This window comes from Pseudomonas sp. GT1P32 (assembly GCF_054897805.1).
Window position 1 is genome coordinate 5,650,574 of the sequence record NZ_CM142704.1, and the last position, 18,459, is coordinate 5,669,032.

The 18,459-nt window shown below is 60.2% G+C and carries 13 protein-coding genes; 7 read left to right on the forward strand and 6 right to left on the reverse strand.

Going from position 1 to position 18,459, the window contains the following annotated elements:
* Window positions 1-36: 36 nt before the first annotated feature.
* The 5 genes from ACYZUC_RS25920 to ACYZUC_RS25940 are packed head-to-tail and all read right to left on the reverse strand — an operon-like array spanning window position 37 to window position 8,429.
* Window positions 37-1,443 carry an ATP-binding protein gene (locus tag ACYZUC_RS25920; RefSeq protein WP_461991268.1) on the reverse strand — a complete coding sequence of 469 codons (1,407 nt, stop codon included), beginning with the start codon at window positions 1,441-1,443 and terminating at the stop codon, window positions 37-39.
* Window positions 1,440-3,251: a DAHL domain-containing protein gene (locus ACYZUC_RS25925; protein WP_461991270.1), complete on the reverse strand. Its 1,812-nt coding sequence runs from the start codon at window positions 3,249-3,251 to the stop codon at window positions 1,440-1,442. The genes ACYZUC_RS25920 and ACYZUC_RS25925 overlap by 4 nt, the downstream gene beginning before the upstream one ends.
* Entirely contained in the window at window positions 3,248-4,207 is a 960-nt protein-coding gene (locus ACYZUC_RS25930; RefSeq protein ID WP_461991272.1) for a cytochrome-c peroxidase, read from the reverse strand. Before ACYZUC_RS25930 ends, ACYZUC_RS25925 begins: the two co-directional genes overlap by 4 nt.
* 44 nt (window positions 4,208-4,251) lie before the next feature.
* Entirely contained in the window at window positions 4,252-6,126 is a 1,875-nt protein-coding gene (locus ACYZUC_RS25935; RefSeq protein WP_461991274.1) for a putative bifunctional diguanylate cyclase/phosphodiesterase, read from the reverse strand.
* Window positions 6,123-8,429 (reverse strand): EAL domain-containing protein, encoded by a 2,307-nt coding sequence (locus tag ACYZUC_RS25940; RefSeq protein ID WP_461991276.1) that lies wholly within the window; start codon window positions 8,427-8,429, stop codon window positions 6,123-6,125. Before ACYZUC_RS25940 ends, ACYZUC_RS25935 begins: the two co-directional genes overlap by 4 nt.
* Window positions 8,430-8,687: 258 nt before the next feature.
* Between ACYZUC_RS25940 and ACYZUC_RS25945 the strand changes: the two genes are divergently transcribed.
* The 4 genes from ACYZUC_RS25945 to ACYZUC_RS25960 all read left to right on the forward strand — a co-directional run bounded on the left by ACYZUC_RS25945 (window position 8,688) and on the right by ACYZUC_RS25960 (window position 11,843).
* Window positions 8,688-10,061: an HD domain-containing phosphohydrolase gene (locus ACYZUC_RS25945; RefSeq protein WP_461991277.1), complete on the forward strand. Its 1,374-nt coding sequence runs from the start codon at window positions 8,688-8,690 to the stop codon at window positions 10,059-10,061.
* A 186-nt stretch (window positions 10,062-10,247) separates the two neighbouring features.
* On the forward strand, window positions 10,248-10,682 hold the full coding sequence (locus ACYZUC_RS25950; RefSeq protein ID WP_461991279.1) for an NUDIX hydrolase: 435 nt from the start codon (window positions 10,248-10,250) through the stop codon (window positions 10,680-10,682).
* Between the two features lie 22 nt (window positions 10,683-10,704).
* Window positions 10,705-11,343, forward strand: a complete 639-nt coding sequence (locus ACYZUC_RS25955; protein ID WP_461991280.1) for a LysE family translocator — start codon at window positions 10,705-10,707, stop codon at window positions 11,341-11,343.
* A 2-nt stretch (window positions 11,344-11,345) separates the two neighbouring features.
* Window positions 11,346-11,843 carry a GNAT family N-acetyltransferase gene (locus ACYZUC_RS25960; protein WP_461996768.1) on the forward strand — a complete coding sequence of 166 codons (498 nt, stop codon included), beginning with the start codon at window positions 11,346-11,348 and terminating at the stop codon, window positions 11,841-11,843.
* 119 nt (window positions 11,844-11,962) lie between these two features.
* Here the strand turns inward: ACYZUC_RS25960 and metR are convergent, their stop codons facing one another.
* Window positions 11,963-12,880: a transcriptional regulator MetR gene (gene metR, locus ACYZUC_RS25965; RefSeq protein ID WP_461991282.1), complete on the reverse strand. Its 918-nt coding sequence runs from the start codon at window positions 12,878-12,880 to the stop codon at window positions 11,963-11,965.
* A 108-nt stretch (window positions 12,881-12,988) separates the two neighbouring features.
* Here metR and metE point away from each other — a divergent pair, with 108 nt between their 5' ends.
* From metE to ACYZUC_RS25980, 3 genes are all read left to right on the forward strand, one after another.
* Window positions 12,989-15,301, forward strand: a complete 2,313-nt coding sequence (gene metE, locus ACYZUC_RS25970) for a 5-methyltetrahydropteroyltriglutamate--homocysteine S-methyltransferase (RefSeq protein ID WP_461991284.1) — start codon at window positions 12,989-12,991, stop codon at window positions 15,299-15,301.
* Between the two features lie 228 nt (window positions 15,302-15,529).
* Window positions 15,530-16,564 (forward strand): alpha/beta fold hydrolase, encoded by a 1,035-nt coding sequence (locus ACYZUC_RS25975; protein ID WP_461991286.1) that lies wholly within the window; start codon window positions 15,530-15,532, stop codon window positions 16,562-16,564.
* 254 nt (window positions 16,565-16,818) lie between these two features.
* Window positions 16,819-17,484, forward strand: coding sequence for a DsbA family oxidoreductase (locus ACYZUC_RS25980; RefSeq protein ID WP_461991288.1), 666 nt, complete (start codon window positions 16,819-16,821; stop codon window positions 17,482-17,484).
* Window positions 17,485-18,459 lie beyond the last annotated feature (975 nt).

Below are 18,459 nucleotides of genomic sequence, written 5' to 3' on the forward strand. Positions count from 1 at the left end.
AGGAGCCGGCAAGCCGGCTCCTACAGGGGGCTGTGTTCAGGCTGCGGGTTTTGATTGGTGGATCGGCAATTCGACGCGGAAAGTGCTGCCAACGCCGACTTCACTCACCACCGAAATATCCCCCCGGTGTTTCTTCACGATGCCATAGGACAGGGACAACCCCAGCCCGGTCCCCTGGCCCACCGGTTTGGTGGTGAAAAACGGGTCGAAAATTTTCTGCAGGCTGTCCGGCGGGATGCCGGTGCCGGTGTCGGCGACTTCGATCCACGCCGTTTCACCGTCGGTCCCCGTGCGCAGGGTGAGGGTGCCGCGTTCCGGGCCGATGGCCTGCGAGGCGTTGACGATGAGGTTCATGATCACCTGGTTGATCTGCGAGGGCAGGCATTCGATGTCGGGCAGGGGCTGATAGTCCTTCACCACATCGGCCTTGTACTTCAGTTCATTGGCCACGATGTTCAGCGTCGATTCGATGCCTTGCTGCAGATTCGCCCACTGCCATTCCTGATTGGAGTCCACTCGCGAGAAGTCCTTCAGGTCTTTGACGATCTGCCCGACGCGGCTGATGCCGTCCTTGGATTCCTTGATCAGCAACGGGATGTCGTCGCGCAGGAATTCCAGTTCGATCCGGTCACGCAGCTGTTGCAAGCGTTCGACCAGCTCGCCGGAACCGATCGCCTCTTCCGCATCCCGATAAGCGTCGAGCATTTCCTGCAGCTGTTTGAAATAACCATCGAGGGTGCCGAGGTTGGAAGAAATGAAACCGATGGGGTTGTTGATTTCATGGGCGACGCCGGCCGCCAGTTGCCCCAGTGACGCCAGTTTTTCCGACTGCACCAGTTGCGACTCAAGCTGTTTGCGTTCGTCGATTTCCCGTTGCAATGCCTCACTGGCCTGTTTGAACTGTGTCGTTCTCTGGTCCACCAGATGCTCCAGATGGCTCATCTGCACAAGGGCCCGTTCGGTCATGTCCCATTTGGTCAGCAGGGTATTGGCCATCTGCTGGACTTCAATGTTGTCGAACGGCTTTTTCAGAATCAGCAGGCGGTCGTGCGCCTGCAAACGGTCCAGCAGTTCATCCCAGGAATAGTCGGAGTAGGCGGTACACACCACCACTTGCAGGCGCGGGTCTTCCTGCCACAGATGCTCGATGGTTTGTGCGCCGTCCCAGCCTTCGGGCATGCGCATGTCGACGAAGGCCAGCGCGTAGGGCAGGTTTTGCTGCAAGGCTTCCTTGAGTTTGCCCAGACCCTCTTGGCCGCCATACGCCGAATCCAGCTCGAACAGCGCGCGGGTGGATTTCACTTCACTGCCGAACAGCGCGGCCTCCATCTCGTCCAGTTCGACGGTCTGCACGGGCGTCGGCGTGAGGATCTTGCGGAAATCCACATGAATGGACGGCGTGTCATCGATCAGCAAAATGCGACGGTTCGACAGTTCGCTCATGCCTCCTCCATGACGGTTTTCAGCGGGATCTGCAGGGTGAACAGTGCGCCCTTGCCCGGCCCGTCGCTGTGGGCGGTGAGGTGGCCGTTCATCTCGATGGCCGCCAGTGCGCAACTGTGCAGACCAAAGCCGTGACCTTCTTTGCGGGTGGTGAAACCGTGGGCAAAGATGCGCGTCATGTTTTCCGGGGCGATGCCTTCGCCGTCATCCTTGACGCTGACTTGCAGCGTGGCGTCGTCGACGACTTTGACCCCGAGGGTCATCTGTCGCGGGCGGTTGCTGAGGTCGGACATCGCGTACTTGGCGTTGCTGATCAGGTTGATCAGGATCAGCAGCAACCGGTGCTTGTCGCCCATGACCTGCGGCACCTCGCCGTACTCCTTGACCACCGTGACGTGATGCCGGGTCAGCGCGCCGGAATTCATGCGCAGGGCATCCTCCAGCAATTCGCTGATGTGCAGCGGCTCCATCAGGCTGTTGGCGCCCGCGTAGGATTGCTGGGTGGCGACGATGTCCTTGATGTGGTCGACACTTTTGGTCAGTTGGGCCAGTTCGTCGCTCATGCCTTGCTGTTCGAGGGCGATGGCCTCGACCAGTTGGTTGAGGTAGCCGGGCAGCAACTTGCCTTTCTCGTCCTGGGTCAGGAAGGTGCCGAGGTCGCCGGGGTGTTCGTTGATCAGTTGCATGGCTTTGCCCAACCCTTGGGCCTTGCTGGCGCGCAGTTTGCGGCTGACCAGGTCGGCCGAGATGTTGACGCTGTTGAGCACGTTGCCGACGTTGTGCAGCACGTTGGTAGCGATCTCGGCCATGCCGGCCTGGCGCGCAGTGTCGAGCAGCTCGCTCTGGGTATCCTTGAGTTCACGGGTGCGTTCTTCTACGCGCAATTCCAGGTCGTCATTGGCGGTTTTCAGGGCTTTGTTGACGCGATTGATGATGGTGAAACTGCGCATCAAGTGAATGGCCAGGTACACCAGCAACAGGACCAGCAGCACAGAGAACACCAGCATGTAAAAGTGATAGCGCTGCTCGACCGCATCGGCCTGTTGCTGGTCCTTGTTCAACAGGCTGGTGATGTCGTCCAGACGCTTGGCGACGGGAATCGCTTCGATATTTCCCAGCAAGCGGTTGACCACCGGTTGTTCGCGCAGAATCAGTGAAATGTGGGTGCTCAGAATATCGATCGGGCTGTGAAACTGCTCGGGCAGGCGCAGCTTGTTTACCGCTAGCTTGTTCAGCCCGAGCAGAATGTCGGCGGCTCTGTCGTCGGAAGTGACCTGGGCGAATTCCAGGCTGCTGAGCAGCAAATCGTAAGTGTCGGTGGCGATGTTCTGCAGTTGCAGTTTGTCGCCATCGACCAACCGGGCCAATTGCTCCTGAATGTCGTCCTCGGCAGTGGGCAGGAACGCCAGTGAGTTGCGCAGCAGTGCGTTGTGGGACTTGAACTGCTCCACCAGCCGGGTCTTTTCCTCGATGGCAGCCAGGTACGCATCATGGCTGGCGCGCCAGATCGGCGAGTCGTTGCGGCCGTGGTTCGACTCCATCGTGTCGAACCGCTCCCACAGCTGTGTTATCTCGGTCAGCGGCGTGACCAACGGATCGTAGTTGTGGTTGGTGGCGATCCTGGCCTTGAGAATCTCGGTTTCCCATTGCGCGTTGAGCTGTTTGATCCGGCCGATCAGGTCCCGGGATTCGGCGTAGGTCGACGTCTCGTTCGAATTCGATTTGAGGTACAGGAACAACAGCGTCGAGGCCAGTAACAAAGCGACGGCGCCCAGCAGTGCGAGGCTGCGACGGTGGGACATTTTCATAAGGGTTTGCCTCCCCATTCACCGGTCAGGGTCTTGAGGAATTTGATGATCAGGGTTTTGTCCTCGGCGGAAGGAATGCGGCCGAGCTGGAACTTGAACATCACGTCCACCGCCTCTTCCAGCGTGTTGGCCGAGCCGTCGTGAAAATACGGTGCAGTCACCGCGACATTGCGCAGGCTCGGTACCTTGAACACGTTGCGGTCCTCTTCATCCTTGGTCACCAGATAGCGACCCAGGTCGGAGTCGGTCGGGTTGCCGCGAACCTTGAAGTAATCCCCCATGACGCCGAACTTCTGGAACATGTTGCCGCCGATGTTCACGCCCTGGTGACAGGCGATACAGCCATAATCCTTGAAGCGTTGGTAGCCGTACTTTTCCTCGGTCGTGAGGATGTCGGTGTCACCCAGCAGGTATTGATCAAATCTTGAGTTGCGGCTGAGCAGCGTACGTTCGTAGGTGGCCAGGGCGTTTTGCACATTGTTCATGGTCACGCCGTCCGGGTAGGCGTCAGTAAATGCGCTGCGGTAACCCGTGTCTGCGGACAGCACTTGCACCACGTGCTCCCAGTTGCTGCCCATTTCGCTGGGGCTTTTCACCACTTCATGGACCTGGGATTCCAGGGTGTCGGCGCGCCCGTTCCAGAACTGCCGGAAGTTCAGGGTGGCGTTGAACACGCTGGGGGTGTTGATCGTCACTGGCTGACCGGCGAAGCCGATGGAAAACGCCTGGGTATCGGCCCCACCGTTTTCCAGGCGATGGCAACTGGCGCAGGACAGCGTGTTGTTGACCGACAACCGCGTTTCATTGAACAACTGGCGACCGAGTTCGACGCGCAGAGGATTCTGTGCAGGCGCCTCAGGCAGTGGCTTGAGCGGTTCATCGAGCGGCGCGGCGATGGTGCTCAGACAAAACCCGAGCAGCGGCACCAGGAGCAGGTAGTGAATGGACGGCGACATCTGATGATTCCTTGGCTGATAGCCCATGTGTCGTTGCGCATCGTTCACGTGGCGGTAAATGGAGCAGGTTTCACCGACTCAAGGTATCGGGCGAAGGCGTCCGGTTCGACGGCTTTGCTGAAGTAGTAACCCTGGCCTTCTTCACATTGATGGGCCTTGAGGAAATCCAGCTGTTCGAGGGTTTCCACCCCTTCGGCGATGATGGTCAGCTTGAGGCTGCGGCCCAGGCTGATGATGGCGCTGACCAGGGCGGCGTCGTTGCTGTCGGTGCTTAAGCCGCGAATGAACGACTGGTCGATTTTCAGCACGTCGATGGGAAAACGCCTTAAGTAGCTGAGGCTGGAGAAGCCGGTGCCGAAGTCATCGATGGCCAGCCGAATACCCATGACCTTGAGTCGGGTCAGGGCGGTGACGGTGGTGTCGATGTTTTGCATCAACACGCCTTCGGTGATTTCCAGTTCCAGCAACGCCGGTTCCAGGCCGGTTTGCTCGAGGGTCTGTCCGATGCCGTCGACAAAGTCGCGCTGGCGGAAATCGATGGCCGACATATTCACCGACATGCATATTTTTGGCAGCCCTTCGGCTTGCCAGGCGCAGGCCTGTCGGCAGGCCTCGGCCAGCACCCATTTGCTCAGCGGCACGATCAGACCGCTGTCTTCGGCCACACCGATGAACTCCGAGGGGTAGATCAACCCGTGCCCCGGTTTCTGCCAGCGGATCAACGCCTCGGCGCCAACCACCTGACCGCTGTTCAGGTCCAGTTTGGGTTGGTAGTGCAGGACAAACTCTTTGCGCTCCAGCGCCAGGCGAATACCGGTTTCGATACTTTGCTGATCCCTGGCACGCTGGTTCATTTCATCGATGAAAAAGCTAAAATCATTCGGGCCGCTTTCCTTGATGTTGCGCATCGCGGTCTCGGCTTTTTTGATCAGCTCGATGGCTTCGAAGCCGTCATCGGGATAAATGCTGATGCCCAGGCTCGCGGTCACGCTCAAGTCGTGGCCAGCGATATGCAGGGGTGTGCGAACGGCGTTCAAGAGTTTTTCGGCGATGCCCCTGGTCTGTTGGGGGTGGCGAATGTCGGCGAGGATGACCACGAATTCGTCGGAGCCATAGCGAAACACCGAATCCGACTCGCGCACAGTGGCCACCAGATTGCGGCTGACCTGTTTCAACATCTCGTCACCGGCCGGATGGCCGAGCGCATTGTTGATGCGCTTGAAGCGGTCGAGCCCCAGAAACATCACCGCCAGTTGTTTGTCATTGCGTCGCGAAAGGGCCAGCGACTGGTTCAACCGGTCACCCAGCAACGTGCTGTTGGGCAACTCGGTCAACACGTCGTACTGCAGCAGATGCGACACCTTGAGCAGCTCGTGAACCCGCGCCTCGATGGTTTGCTCCAGGCTCAGCACTTTCATCGCCGCGTCCTGCGCCATCTGCCACTTCCAGGTCAGGGCACTGGCCATCTGGCGGATTTCCAGGCTGTCGAAGGGTTTTTTCAGCACCAGCATCTGGTCGCCGAACTCCAGTCGTTCGGTCATGGCTTCCCAGGTGTAATCCGAAAAAGCGGTGCACAGCGCGATTTCCAGGTGCGGGTCGGCCTGCCACAGTTGCTCGATGGTTTCCAGGCCGTCCCAGCCGGGCGGCATGCGCATGTCGGTGAACACCAGCGCATAGGGGCGACCTTCGGCCAATGCGCGTTTGACCAGTTCGAGGGCTTCCTGCCCCTGGTACGCCGAGTCCAGCTGAAAGGTCAGCCGACCCATCTGCGGCGTGCCGAACAGTGCGGCCTCCGTGCCGGCCAGTGTCTGTTCATCGTCGGTTTCGGGGCCGAGGATCTTGCGAAAATCATCATGAATCGAAGGCGTGTCGTCGACGATCAGAATGCGCCGGTTGGTCCGCACGAAAGGCACTTTCATCCTTTGTCCTCCGTGGACCGGTTCGGGTTGTCCCGGATCGGCCCGATGTCGTGCCTTGTCGGCACGATGCTTCCGGCTTTCAGCAACTCGGCGGCCTGCTGGCTGCTGACCGCTTTGCTGAAGAAGTAACCCTGGGCGTTCATTGGCGACCCGGTGGCCATCAATGAACTGCGCTGTTCCTGGGTTTCGACACCTTCGGCGATGATTCCGATCCCTACGTCCCGAGCAAAATTGATAATGGCGCGCAAGGTGTTGGCACTGGCCGGGTCGCGGGCGGCGGTATCGATGAAAGGTTGAGCGAGCTTCAGGTGATTGACCTGGTAGGTCTTGAGGTAATCGAACGACGAATACTCGGTGCCGAAGTCGTCGATGGCAATCTTCACCCCCAGCTCCCGCAGGCGCGGCAGCACATCGTTGTGGGTCCATTTGGTCTGGGCCAGCGTCGCCTCGGTGACGTCGAAGCGCAGGTCCCAGGCGCAGAGCTCCCAGCGCGCGGTGGTGCGCAGCACGTCATAAATCAGCTCCGGGCCGCTCTTGAGCTGGGCCAGGGACAGCTTGATCGCAATCACCGGTGGCGCGACACCTTCATCCCGCCACTGGCGCATTTGCTGGCAGGCGCGATTGAGCACCCAGTGACCGAGGGCGATTATGGTGCCGGTCTTTTCGGCGGCGGGCAGGAACGCGGGGGCTTCCAGCAAGCCGCGCCCGGGGTGATTCCAGGTGACCTGCGCTTCCATCCCGAGGATCTTGCCGCTGCTCAGGTCCACTTCCGGCCAGTAACGCAGTTCGAGTTCATCGTGCTCGATGGCCTCTCTCAACTCGCTGGCGATGGTCATGCGCTCGACCATCTCCTGATTGATCTCTTCGGAGTGGAAGTGGTACTGGTTGCGGCCCTTTTCCTTGGAGCGATAGAGCGCCATGTCGGCCTGGTTCAGAAGGCCGTCGGCGCTGGTGCTGGCCGGGCTGTAGCTGCTGATGCCGATGCTGACCGACACCCGGACATCGTTACCGGCCAGGGAGTAGGGGAGCACCAGCGCGTCGCGGACCTTGGTGGCCAGGGCTGCGGAGTGGGTCGGTTCGCTGACATCCAGTTGCAGGATCGCGAACTCGTCGCCGCCAAGACGAGCGACGATATCGTTCTCACGAACGCAAGCCTTGATCCGCCGGGCGACTTCTTGCAGCAACAGATCGCCCACCGGGTGCCCGAGGGTATCGTTGATGCGTTTGAAGTGATCCAGGTCCAGATAAAAGATGGCAAACGGGGTCGCGCCGCGACGCGCAGCGGCGAAGGCCTGGTGCAGCCGTTCGATCAGCGTCGCGCGGTTGACCAGTCCGGTCAGCCCGTCGGTGCGCGCCAGCAGGAAGATTTTCTCCTCGGCCAGTTTGCGCTCGGTGATGTCGATGATGATGCCTTCGACTTCCAGCAGGCGGCCTTCATCGTCGCGCACCGGGATGTAACGGTTTTCCACCCAGCGCCAGGCACCTTCGCCAGTGCGCATCCGAAACTCGATGGAAGCACCGGCGGCATGACGGTCCAGCACCCGCGCCATCGCCGTGTCGACTTTCGCTTGATCGTCGGGATGAATCAGCTCCCGGGCCCAGTTGGCCGAGGCCACCAGTTTCGCCGCGACATGCCCGTATTTGGTGATGTTGTGCGAGATATACATCAGTGGAAACGACGGCTCGCCCCGCAGCCGATAGAGAATGGTCGGGCTGTTCTGCACGATGATGTTGGCATCGGACAGTTCCCGTGTACGCTCCTCGACCGCTTGTTCGAGCAGCGACATCTTCAGCGCCGCGTCTTCGGTCATTTGCCACTTGGCGGTCAGGGCGCTGGCCATCTGACGGATTTCGATGGCGTCGAAAGGTTTCTTCAGAATCAGCAGGCGATCGCCCAATACCAGGCGCTCGTCGATGTCCTCCCAGGAGTAATCGGAGTAGGCGGTGCAAAGCGCCACTTGCAGCTTCGGATCGACCTGCCACAGCCGTTCGATGGTTTCCAGGCCGTCCCAGCCCGGCGGCATGCGCATGTCGATGAAGGCCATCGCATAAGGCAGGTCGTTGGCCAGGGCCGCCTCGACCTTGTTCAGCGCTTCAAGGCCCTGAAACGCCGAGTCAAGGATGAAACTCTGCAACGTGACGGCCGCCGTGGTGCCGAACAGGGCATTTTCAGCGCTGGTCAGGCTGTCGTCGTCAAACGAAGGCGGGCTGAGGATCTTGATGAAATCCTCGTGGATTGAAGCGGTGTCGTCGACGATAAGAATCCGACGATTGGTCCGCGACAGGAGCGTATTCATCGCCATATACCGGGACCGGCGGCGATTTGGTTCACCGTGCTCATAAGGGGCATCCTTTCCCTGACCACCTGGCCGAACGTGCAGATTGTGGATCCGAGTGACGTGAGCATAGTCGCCCTGATCAAACTTCGCGCAACTGACTGAAACGAATCATTGCAGTGGTGGGTCGAAAATCATCTAGCCTGTAGGTCAGGATCCGGCAATAGGGGATGTTTGCCCGGTTCCCGACATATCGCTGTAACCGTTTTCGCCCGAGGTTATGCCATGGAAGAGCAACTCCCCACGACCTATAAACCCAAAGTGCTGCTGGTCGACGATGAGGAGTCCATCCTCAACAGCCTGCGTCGACTGTTGCGCGGCCAGCCCTACGACGTGTTGCTGGCCACCAGCGGCGCCCAGGCCCTGGAAATCATGGCGCAGCAGCCCATCGACCTGGTGATGAGCGACGCGCGCATGCCCAACATGGACGGCGCCACGCTGCTGGCCCTCATCCACCAGCGTTATCCCGACACCGTGCGCATCATGCTGACCGGTTATGCCGATCCGTCAGCCATTATCAAAGCCATCAATGACGGGCAGATTCACCGTTACATCAGCAAACCCTGGCACGATGAGGAAATGCTGCTGGTACTGCGACAATCACTCGCGTATCAGCATTCCGAACGTGAACGGTTGCGTCTGGTCCAGGAAACGTGGGATCAGAACCAGGAATTGAAGCTGCTCAACATCACCCTGGACAAACGCGTCGCCTCCCGTACCGCTGAGCTGCAGCAAACCGCCGACATGCTCGACCTGGCCTACGAAGAGCTCAAGCACAGCTACGTCACCGGCACCGAAATGTTCTCGCTGCTGGCCAACCTGCGCATGCCGCCGGCCAAGCAGACCAACCGCCAGATCATCGAGCTGGTGCGGGTGTACTGCAAACTTCATGACCTGGACGAAGGCACCAGCCGCGACCTGACCATGGCGGCGGCGCTCTACAACATCGGCAAGCTGAGCTGGACCGACAGCATGATGACCGCCCCCGCGGACCTGTTGCATCACAATGATCGCGAGCGTTATCGCAATTACCCGAAGCAGAGCGAATCCCTGTTGATGACGCTCGATCCGATGAAGGACGCCGCCCGTCTGATTCTTCACCATCAGGAGCGTTGGGACGGCAGCGGTTTTCCCGACCGGCTCAAGGGCGAGGCGATACCGGTCGGTTCCCGGCTGTTGAAACTGGCAGTGGATTTCATCGAGTTGCAGCGCGGGTTGATCCTGGAACGGCAGATGAACAGTGATGAGGCGCTGGTGTATATCCGCAGCTATGCCGGAAAACTCTACGACCCCGAGATGGTGGAGGATTTCATCAAGGTGTGCGCCGCGTACCTGAGTGATGTGTCCCTGGCCGATCCGATGGTCAAGGTCATGACCACCCGGGAATTGGCAGCGGGGATGGTCCTGGCGCGCAACCTCAACGCCGACAACGGCATGCTGTTGCTCAACGCCGGCAAGGAGCTGAACGGACCGCTGGTGGAAAAGCTGATCGCTTTCGAGGCCATGGAGGGCGCGAAATACAGCATTTTCGTGAAGGTGCCGGAAGAAGTGAACGGCGCGATTCTCGAGATGGAGCAGATTCCCCAGGCTCAGCACTGATCCCCCTGTGGGAGCGGGCTTGCTCGCGAAGGCGGCGTCACATCCGACATAGAGGCGACTGACACACAGCTTCGCGAGCAAGCCCGCTCCCACAGGGGGCTGTGTTTTGCAGAGAATTTTTCGGCGTGACGACCTACCGATACACATGTGATGCTTGCACCTTTTAGCCAAGGCCACGCCTCACCCATGACGCCTGCATCCGCCACTTCCCCCCGCATCCTCCACATCGCCGCCGCCCTGTTGATCGGCCCCGACGGTCGTACGCTGCTGGTGCGCAAGCGCGACACTGAAGCTTTCATGCAACCGGGCGGCAAGATCGAAGCCCATGAACAACCGGTTCACGCCCTGGCGCGTGAGCTGGAAGAAGAATTGGGATTGGCCATCGATCCGGCGCACGCCACTTATCTGGGGCAGTTTTCGGCACCGGCCGCCAACGAGCCGGGATTTGTCGTACAGGCTGAACTCTTTCAACTGACCATCGATTCAGACGTATCGCCTGCGGCGGAAATCGAAGAGGTGCGCTGGATTGACCCCGCCACCGATGGCGATGTGACGCTGGCGCCATTGACACGCGACCTGATCCTGCCGTTTTATCGAGCCTCGCTGAACGCAATCGCCTGATCATTCATGCCAAGGAACCGCCATGATCCCGCTTCAAGACTTGCTGATCTTCGCCGCTGCCGCGTTGCTGATGGTACTGACGCCGGGGCCGAACATGATCTACCTGATCTCTCGTTCGATCTGCCAGGGGCGCAAGGCCGGAGTCACTTCGTTGCTCGGTGTGGTGGCGGGTTTTTTTGTGCACCTGTTCGCCGCGGCAGCGGGTTTGACCGCGGTGTTCCTCGCGGTGCCGATGGCTTATGAAGTGTTGAAGTGGGCCGGTGCGCTGTACCTGGTTTGGCTGGCCTGGCAGGCGGTCAAACCGGGCGCGCGTTCGCCGTTCGAAGCACAGCAGTTGCCGCCGGATTCCTCGCGCAAACTGATCACCATGGGCTTTTTGACCAGTGCCCTGAACCCTAAAATCGCGGTGTTTTACCTCTCGGTGTTTCCGCAATTCATCACCCCTGAACACGGTTCGGTGTTCACCCAAAGTGTCATCCTCGGCTTGACCCAGATCAGCGTCAGTTTTTGCGTCAACCTGTTGATCGCGCTGTTCGCCGCCGGCATCGCGTCGTGGTTCGTCAACAACCCGACCTGGCTGGCGGTGCAGCGCTACTTCATGGGGTTTGTGTTGGCTGCGCTGGCCGTGCGGCTGATGCTTGAGCAACGGCGGACGGCGTGAACATGTGGATTGAACGGCTTGATGCCAGCCATGCCTTGGACTATCGGGCGTTGATGCTCGAAGCCTACGACCTGCATCCGCAGGCGTTTACCTCCACCGTGCGCGAACGCGCCACGATGCCGCTGAGCTGGTGGGAATCGCGTCTGAACAACAAACTCGATGTGGTGTTCGGGGCGTTTGAGGAAGGGAAGTTGGCGGGCATCGTCGGCCTTGCTTTCGATCCTCGGGAAAAGGCCCGGCACAAGGCGACGCTGTTTGGCATGTACGTATCCGGTCAGGTCCGCCAGCGCGGGCTCGGTTATCAACTGGTGCAGGCGGTGTTGGCCGAAGCGCAAACCCATCCGGGCTTGAGGCTGATTCAACTGACCGTTACCGCCGGCAATGACGCGGCGTTCAACCTGTACCAGCGTTGCGGCTTCATCCAGTTCGGCCTCGAACCGCTGGCGGTACGGGTGGGCGAGGACTACTTCGACAAGATTCATATGTGGCGCGAAATCTAAAGATCACCGAATCCCCTGTAGGAGCGAGGCTTGCCCGCGAAGAACGATAACGCGGTCTGTCCAAATAACCGCATCGTTCCTTTCGCGGGCAAGCCTCGCTCCTACAAGTCCGTGTTGTGCTAACGGACGGCGCTGACACCATCGAGTGTCGAGAACGACGTGTCCTTGGCCGTCAGCAGGAAGTCGCGCATATACGGCGCATCCAGCATGTCCGTACGAACCGCCGCGTACAACGTCGCAAACAATCCCTTCTCGCCCAGCCGCTTGGCCTTCACGTAACCCCGTGAACTGTATTCATGCAGCGCCCAGTGCGGCATGCCACACACGCCACGACCGCTGGCGACCAACTGCATCATCATCACCGTCAGTTCCGAGGTGCGGACCTGGGCCGGTTCGATGTCGGCCGGCTCCAGGAAGCGGGTGAAGATGTCCAGCCGGTCACGTTCCACCGGGTAAGTGATCAGGGTTTCCGTGAGCAAATCCTCCGGAACGATGTACGCCTTGTTCGCCAAACGGTGCTGATTGGCAACCGCGAGCATGGCTTCATAAGTGAACAAAGGCACATACGTGATCCCGGCCAGTTCCAGCGGATCGGAGGTCACCACCAGATCCAGATCACCACGGGCCAACGCCGGCAGCGGTGCGAAAGAGAAGCCCGAGGCCAGGTCCAGCTCGACTTCCGGCCAGGCATCGCGGAACTGGTCGATGGTCGGCATCAGCCACTGAAAACAGCTGTGGCACTCGATCGCCATGTGCAAACGCCCGGCGGTGCCACCGGCCAGCCGCGCGATATCACGCTCGGCGCCGCGCAGCAGCGGCAGGGTGGCGTCGGCCAGTTGCAGCAGGCGCAAACCGGCACTGGTGAAGCGCACCGGTTTGGTCTTGCGCACGAACAGCGGCATGCCCATGCGCTCTTCCAGCTCCTTGAACTGGTGGGACAGCGCCGACTGCGTCAGGTGCAGGCGGTCGGCGGCATCGACCAGGCTATCGGCTTCGCGCAAGGCGTGCAGGGTCTTCAAGTGACGGATTTCAAGCACCGGAGGGCTCCATGAGGAAAACTTGTGATCAACACGAAAAGGTTGAGTTTGTCTCATGTTGGGTTGGCTGTCGACAATAGCGCCATCTTTTACAAGGAGGAACTCACCATGGCTCTGGCCCACACACTTGGTTTTCCGCGCATCGGCGCTGACCGCGAACTGAAAAAAGCCCTCGAATCCTACTGGAAGGGCGATCTCGATCAGGACGCGCTGAAAAGCGTCGGCCGCCAATTGCGCGCCACCCACTGGCAATTACAGAAAGACGCCGGCATCGACCTGCTGCCGGTTGGCGATTTCGCCTGGTACGACCAGGTCCTGACGCATTCCCTGACCTTCGGTGTGATCCCGGAGCGTTTCGACAGCACCAAGGATGCCAGGGGCCTGTCGACGCTCGACACGCTGTTCGCCATGGCCCGTGGTGCCACCACCACTTGCTGCGGTGGCGAACACAGCAAAGCGCAATACGCCCAGGAACTGACCAAGTGGTTCGACACCAACTACCACTACCTGGTCCCGGAATTCAGCGCTGACCAGCAGTTCAAGCTGAGCTGGGAACAGCTGTTCGACGAAGTCGACGAAGCCAAGGCCCTCGGCCACAACGTCAAACCGGTGATCATCGGCCCGCTGACTTACCTGTGGCTGGGCAAGGCCAAAGGCAACGACTTCGACAAGCTCGACCTGCTGGAACGCCTGCTGCCGATCTACGGTGAAATCCTCGGTCGCCTCGCGGCACAAGGTGTGGAGTGGGTGCAGATCGACGAACCGATCCTGACTCTCGACCTGCCGCAAGAATGGAAAAACGCCTTCGAACGCGCCTACCACATCCTCCAGTATTCGCCGCTGAAAAAGCTGGTGGCGACCTACTTCAGCGGCCTGCAAGACAACCTCGGCCTGGCCGTTGGCTTGCCCGTACAAGGCTTGCACATCGATGCGGTGCGCGCCCCTGACCAACTGCTGCACGTGCTCGACCGTCTACCGACCTACAAGATTCTCTCGGTGGGCCTGGTCAACGGCCGCAACGTCTGGCGCTGCGAACTGGAACCGGTGCTCGCACAACTGCAATTGGCCCAGGAACGTTTCGGCGACAACCTGTGGGTCAGCAGTTCCTGCTCGCTGCTGCACAGCCCGGTAGACCTGGAACGCGAAGACAAACTCGATCCGGAACTGAAAAGCTGGCTGGCGTTTGCGGTGCAGAAGTGTGGCGAAATCGCCGTGCTGCGCGATGCCCTCAACGATCCGCAATCGCCCAAAGTGCAAACCGCGCTGGCGCAAAGCCGAGCGATCCAGGCCAGCCGTGCCGAGTCGCCGCGTATTCATAAAACCGAAGTGCAGGCACGCATCAATGCCATCAGTGCAGCGGACAGCCAACGCCAATCGCCGTTCGCCAAACGCATCGAGCAACAACGTGCGCGCTTGAAACTGCCGGCGTTCCCGACCACCACCATCGGTTCGTTCCCGCAGACCGGTTCGATCCGTCTGGCGCGACAGGCCTACAAGCAAGGCAAGCTGTCTGCCAACGACTACACCGACGCCATGCACCACGAAATTCGCCACGCCGTGCAGGTCCAGGAACGTCTGGGGCTGGATGTGCTGGTACACGGTGAAGCCGAACGCAACGACATGGTCGAATACTTCGCCGAGCAACTGGACGGCTACCTGTTCACCCGCTTCGGCTGGGTCCAGAGCTACGGCTCGCGCTGCGTGAAACCGGCAGTCATCTATGGCGACCTGAGCCGTCCGAAAGCCATGACGGTCGACTGGATCAGCTACGCGCAGAGCCAGACCGACAAGGTTATGAAAGGCATGCTCACCGGTCCCGTGACCATGCTGATGTGGTCGTTCCCGCGTGAAGACGTTTCGCGCAAAGTCCAGGCGCAGCAGTTGGCGTTGGCCCTGCGTGACGAAGTGGTCGACCTGGAAAACGCCGGCATCAAGATCGTGCAGATCGACGAAGCCGCGTTCCGCGAAGGCTTGCCACTGCGTCGGGCGCAATGGCAGGAATACCTCGACTGGGCGGTGGAAGCGTTCCGCTTGAGCGCCTCCGGCGTGCGCGATGAAACCCAGATCCACACGCACATGTGCTACAGCGAATTTAATGACGTGATCAAGGCGATTGCCGACATGGATGCCGATGTAATCACCATCGAAACCTCGCGTTCGGACATGGAATTGCTGGAAGCCTTCGAAGCGTTCGACTACCCGAATGACATCGGTCCGGGCGTCTACGACATTCACTCGCCACGCGTGCCGGACACGGCCGAGATGGTCAAGTTGATGAGCAAGGCCGTGAAGCGCATTCCGGCAGAGCGGTTGTGGGTGAATCCGGATTGCGGATTGAAGACCCGGGCGTGGCCGGAAACTGAAGCGGCATTGGTGAACATGGTGGCGGCGGCGCGGCAACTGCGCAGTCAGTTGGCCTGACACCGTCCTTGTAGGAGCCGGCTTGCCGGCGATGGCCGCACCGCGATGATTCGCACTCACCGCGTTATCGTTCATCGCCGGCAAGCCGGCTCCTACAGATCGTTGCCTGCCGCGACGAATACGACCGTTCAGCACTCTTCATCAAACTGTCACGTAACTGTGGCAGCGCGCTTGAACAAACTTCATCAGACTCGCGCTCTACTGGGGTTCTGCGTTTCGGTGTTTTTCATGCGTGCACGATTTTTATCAACGGCGGTCTTCCTGGCCGCGTTGTTCTTTGGCCTTCCGTCCTTTGCGGCGTCTCGATGCGATGTCAATGTTCCGACCGAACGGGTCGATCTGGCGCAGGTGAGCCTGGCGTACCAGAGCATCGGCCGTGCCTCCGATCCGGCGTTGCTGTTGGTGATGGGCTTGGGCGGGCAGTTGATTCACTGGCCGGACGAGGTGGTGGTCGCGCTGTGTCAGCAGGGTTTTCGGGTCATTCGGTATGACAATCGCGATGTCGGCCTGTCCACCTGGCGGCAATCGCCTGCCGACGCCAATCTGACCTTCGAAGTGCTGCGCTACAAACTCGGCTTGCCGGTATCGGCGCCGTATTCCCTGACCGACATGGCCGACGATGCGCTGGGTTTGATGGATGCCTTGCACGTCGAGCAATTCCACGTGCTGGGCGCGAGCATGGGCGGGATGATCGCCCAGCACATGGCGGCTATGGCGCCGCAGCGGGTCGAGAGCTTGACGCTGATCATGACCAGCTCCGGCGCCGAAGGCTTGCCGGCGCCGAACGCGGCGCTGGTGCAACTGCTTTCGCGGCGTGGCGCGCCGAATCGTGAAGTGGCGCTGGAGCAGCAGGCTGATTTGTTGGCGGCGCTGGGTAGCCCGTCGGTGAGTGATGATCGGCAGGCGCTGTTGCATCAGGCGGCGCTGTCCTATGACCGTGCGTTTAACCCCGAGGGCGTGAAGCGCCAGATCATGGCGATCCTCGCCGAGCCGAGCCGGGTGGCATTGCTCAATCAACTGCGGGTGCCGACGCTGGTGGTACATGGCACTGCCGATCCGCTGTTGCCGGTAATGCATGGCGTGCACCTGGCGGCGCATATTCGTGGCAGCCAGTTGAAGCTGATTCCGGGGCTGGCCCATCGTTTTCAGGAAGCCTTCAAAGCGCCATTGCTCGCGGCCGTGCTGCCCTATTTGCAGGCTCACCGCGAGGACACTTCGCATTGGGCGCAGATCGATCCGGTGGTCGAACACAACCTCCTGTAACCCCCAACCCTTGTAGGAGCGAGCGGTGCGGCGATCCGACTTGCCCGCGAAGGCGGCCTCGACAACGACGCAGGGATTGAAGGCCCCATCGCCAGCAAGCCGGCTCCTACAGACCGGGTTGATACGCCGAACCTTGTAGGAGCTGGCTTGCCAGCGATGACGGTCTGACAGCCGACCAATTTCTGGCAGATATACCCAGTTCCACAGGTGTATCGTTCAACCTTTCCGGCCGTATCCAGCCTGCGAGGTGAGTGATGAGTACCCCCCTGAAAATCGATTTCGTCAGCGACGTGTCCTGCCCCTGGTGCGTTGTCGGTCTGTACGGCCTGACCCGTGCCCTGGATCTGCTGGGGGACGAGGTCCAGGCCGAGATCCGTTTCCAGCCGTTCGAGCTGAACCCGAAGATGAGCCCGGAAGGGCAGAACATCACCGAACACATCACCGAGAAATACGGCTCGACCCCCGAGCAGTCGCAGAAGAATCGCGAAATGATCCGTGCGCGTGGCGCCGAAGTCGGGTTCGCCTTTCGCACCGACGGCAACAGTCGCATCTACAACACTTTTGATGCGCATCGGTTGTTGTTCTGGGCGGGGTTGGAAGGGTTGCAGTTCAATCTGAAAGAGGCGTTGTTCAAGGCGTATTTCACGGAGGGCGGCAATCCGTCCGACCATGTTCAGTTGGCGCAGATCGCGCAAAGCGTTGGTCTGGACCGGGAGCGGGCTGAGGCGATTCTGGCCTCGGACGCGTTCGCTAAAGAGGTACGCGAGGAAGAGCAGTTGTGGCTGTCGCGCGGGGTGAGTTCGGTGCCGACGGTGGTGTTCAACGGGCAATATGCGGTCAGTGGCGGGCAGCCGGTGGAGACGTTCGTGGGAGCGATTCGGCAGATCATGAGCGAAACAAAAGGCGGGACCGTAAGCTGATCGCGGGGTCGCCGAATTACTGTGGGAGCGAGCCTGCTCCCACAGGTAATGCTGTTCAATTAAGAATTTTTTTGGATTGGATTGGGGGCATATCCGTTGCTGCGGTAATGGCGGCTATTGGTTTCGCTTTTACAGCGAGTCACTTGGAAGAGCGCCAAGTAACCAAGCGCTCTTGCCCCTTTCGTTCGGTGCCTCGCTGTGGCTCGGCATACCCTCGCTCCGGTCCTGCTCCGTGGGCCCGCCGCCATCGGCCATCCATGGCCGGGGGCGGCTAACCCGGCATCCATGCCGGGTTGCCCACTGCGCAGAACCTGCGCTCGGCCTCTCGAGGGGGCGCTCAGATCAAAAGCTGAAGGCGAGCTAACGCTCGGCCTGATGAGTGGTGAAAAGCAAAAGCGTATGCGATTCCCTGTAGGAGCCGGCTTGCTGGCGAAAATCGTCTGGGCAACGCGTTCATTCAGACAGCCCGCGTTTTCGTTGACGTCCATCGCCGGCAAGCCAGCTCCTACAATTTTGAACCCTGTAAACCCGATCCCGTGTAGGAGCCGGCTTGCTGGCGATGGCGTCCGTTCAGTCAACAAGCAGGTGTCTGACCCACCGCTATCGCCAGCAAGCCGGCTCCTACAGGGGAATGTGCAAACATCCAAAATGGGTGGGGCCACCACAGTGTGGGAGCGCGCGCACGACCAAAGAGCCAGGTCGGCTTTCAGGCCGCCTCGGCGGCTGTGGCGGTACACGCCCCCTCGAGAGGCCGAGTGGAGGTTCTGCGCAGTGGGCAACCCGGCATGGATGCCGGGTTAGCCGCCCCCGGCCATGGATGGCCGATGGCGGCGGGCCCACGGAGCAGGACCGGAGCGAGGGCATGGCGAGCATTAGCGAGCCACCGAACGAAAGGGGCAAGAGCGCTTTGGTTACTTTCGCGCTTTTCGAAAGTGACTCGCCGTAAGGGCGAAACCAATAGCCGCCGTTACCGCA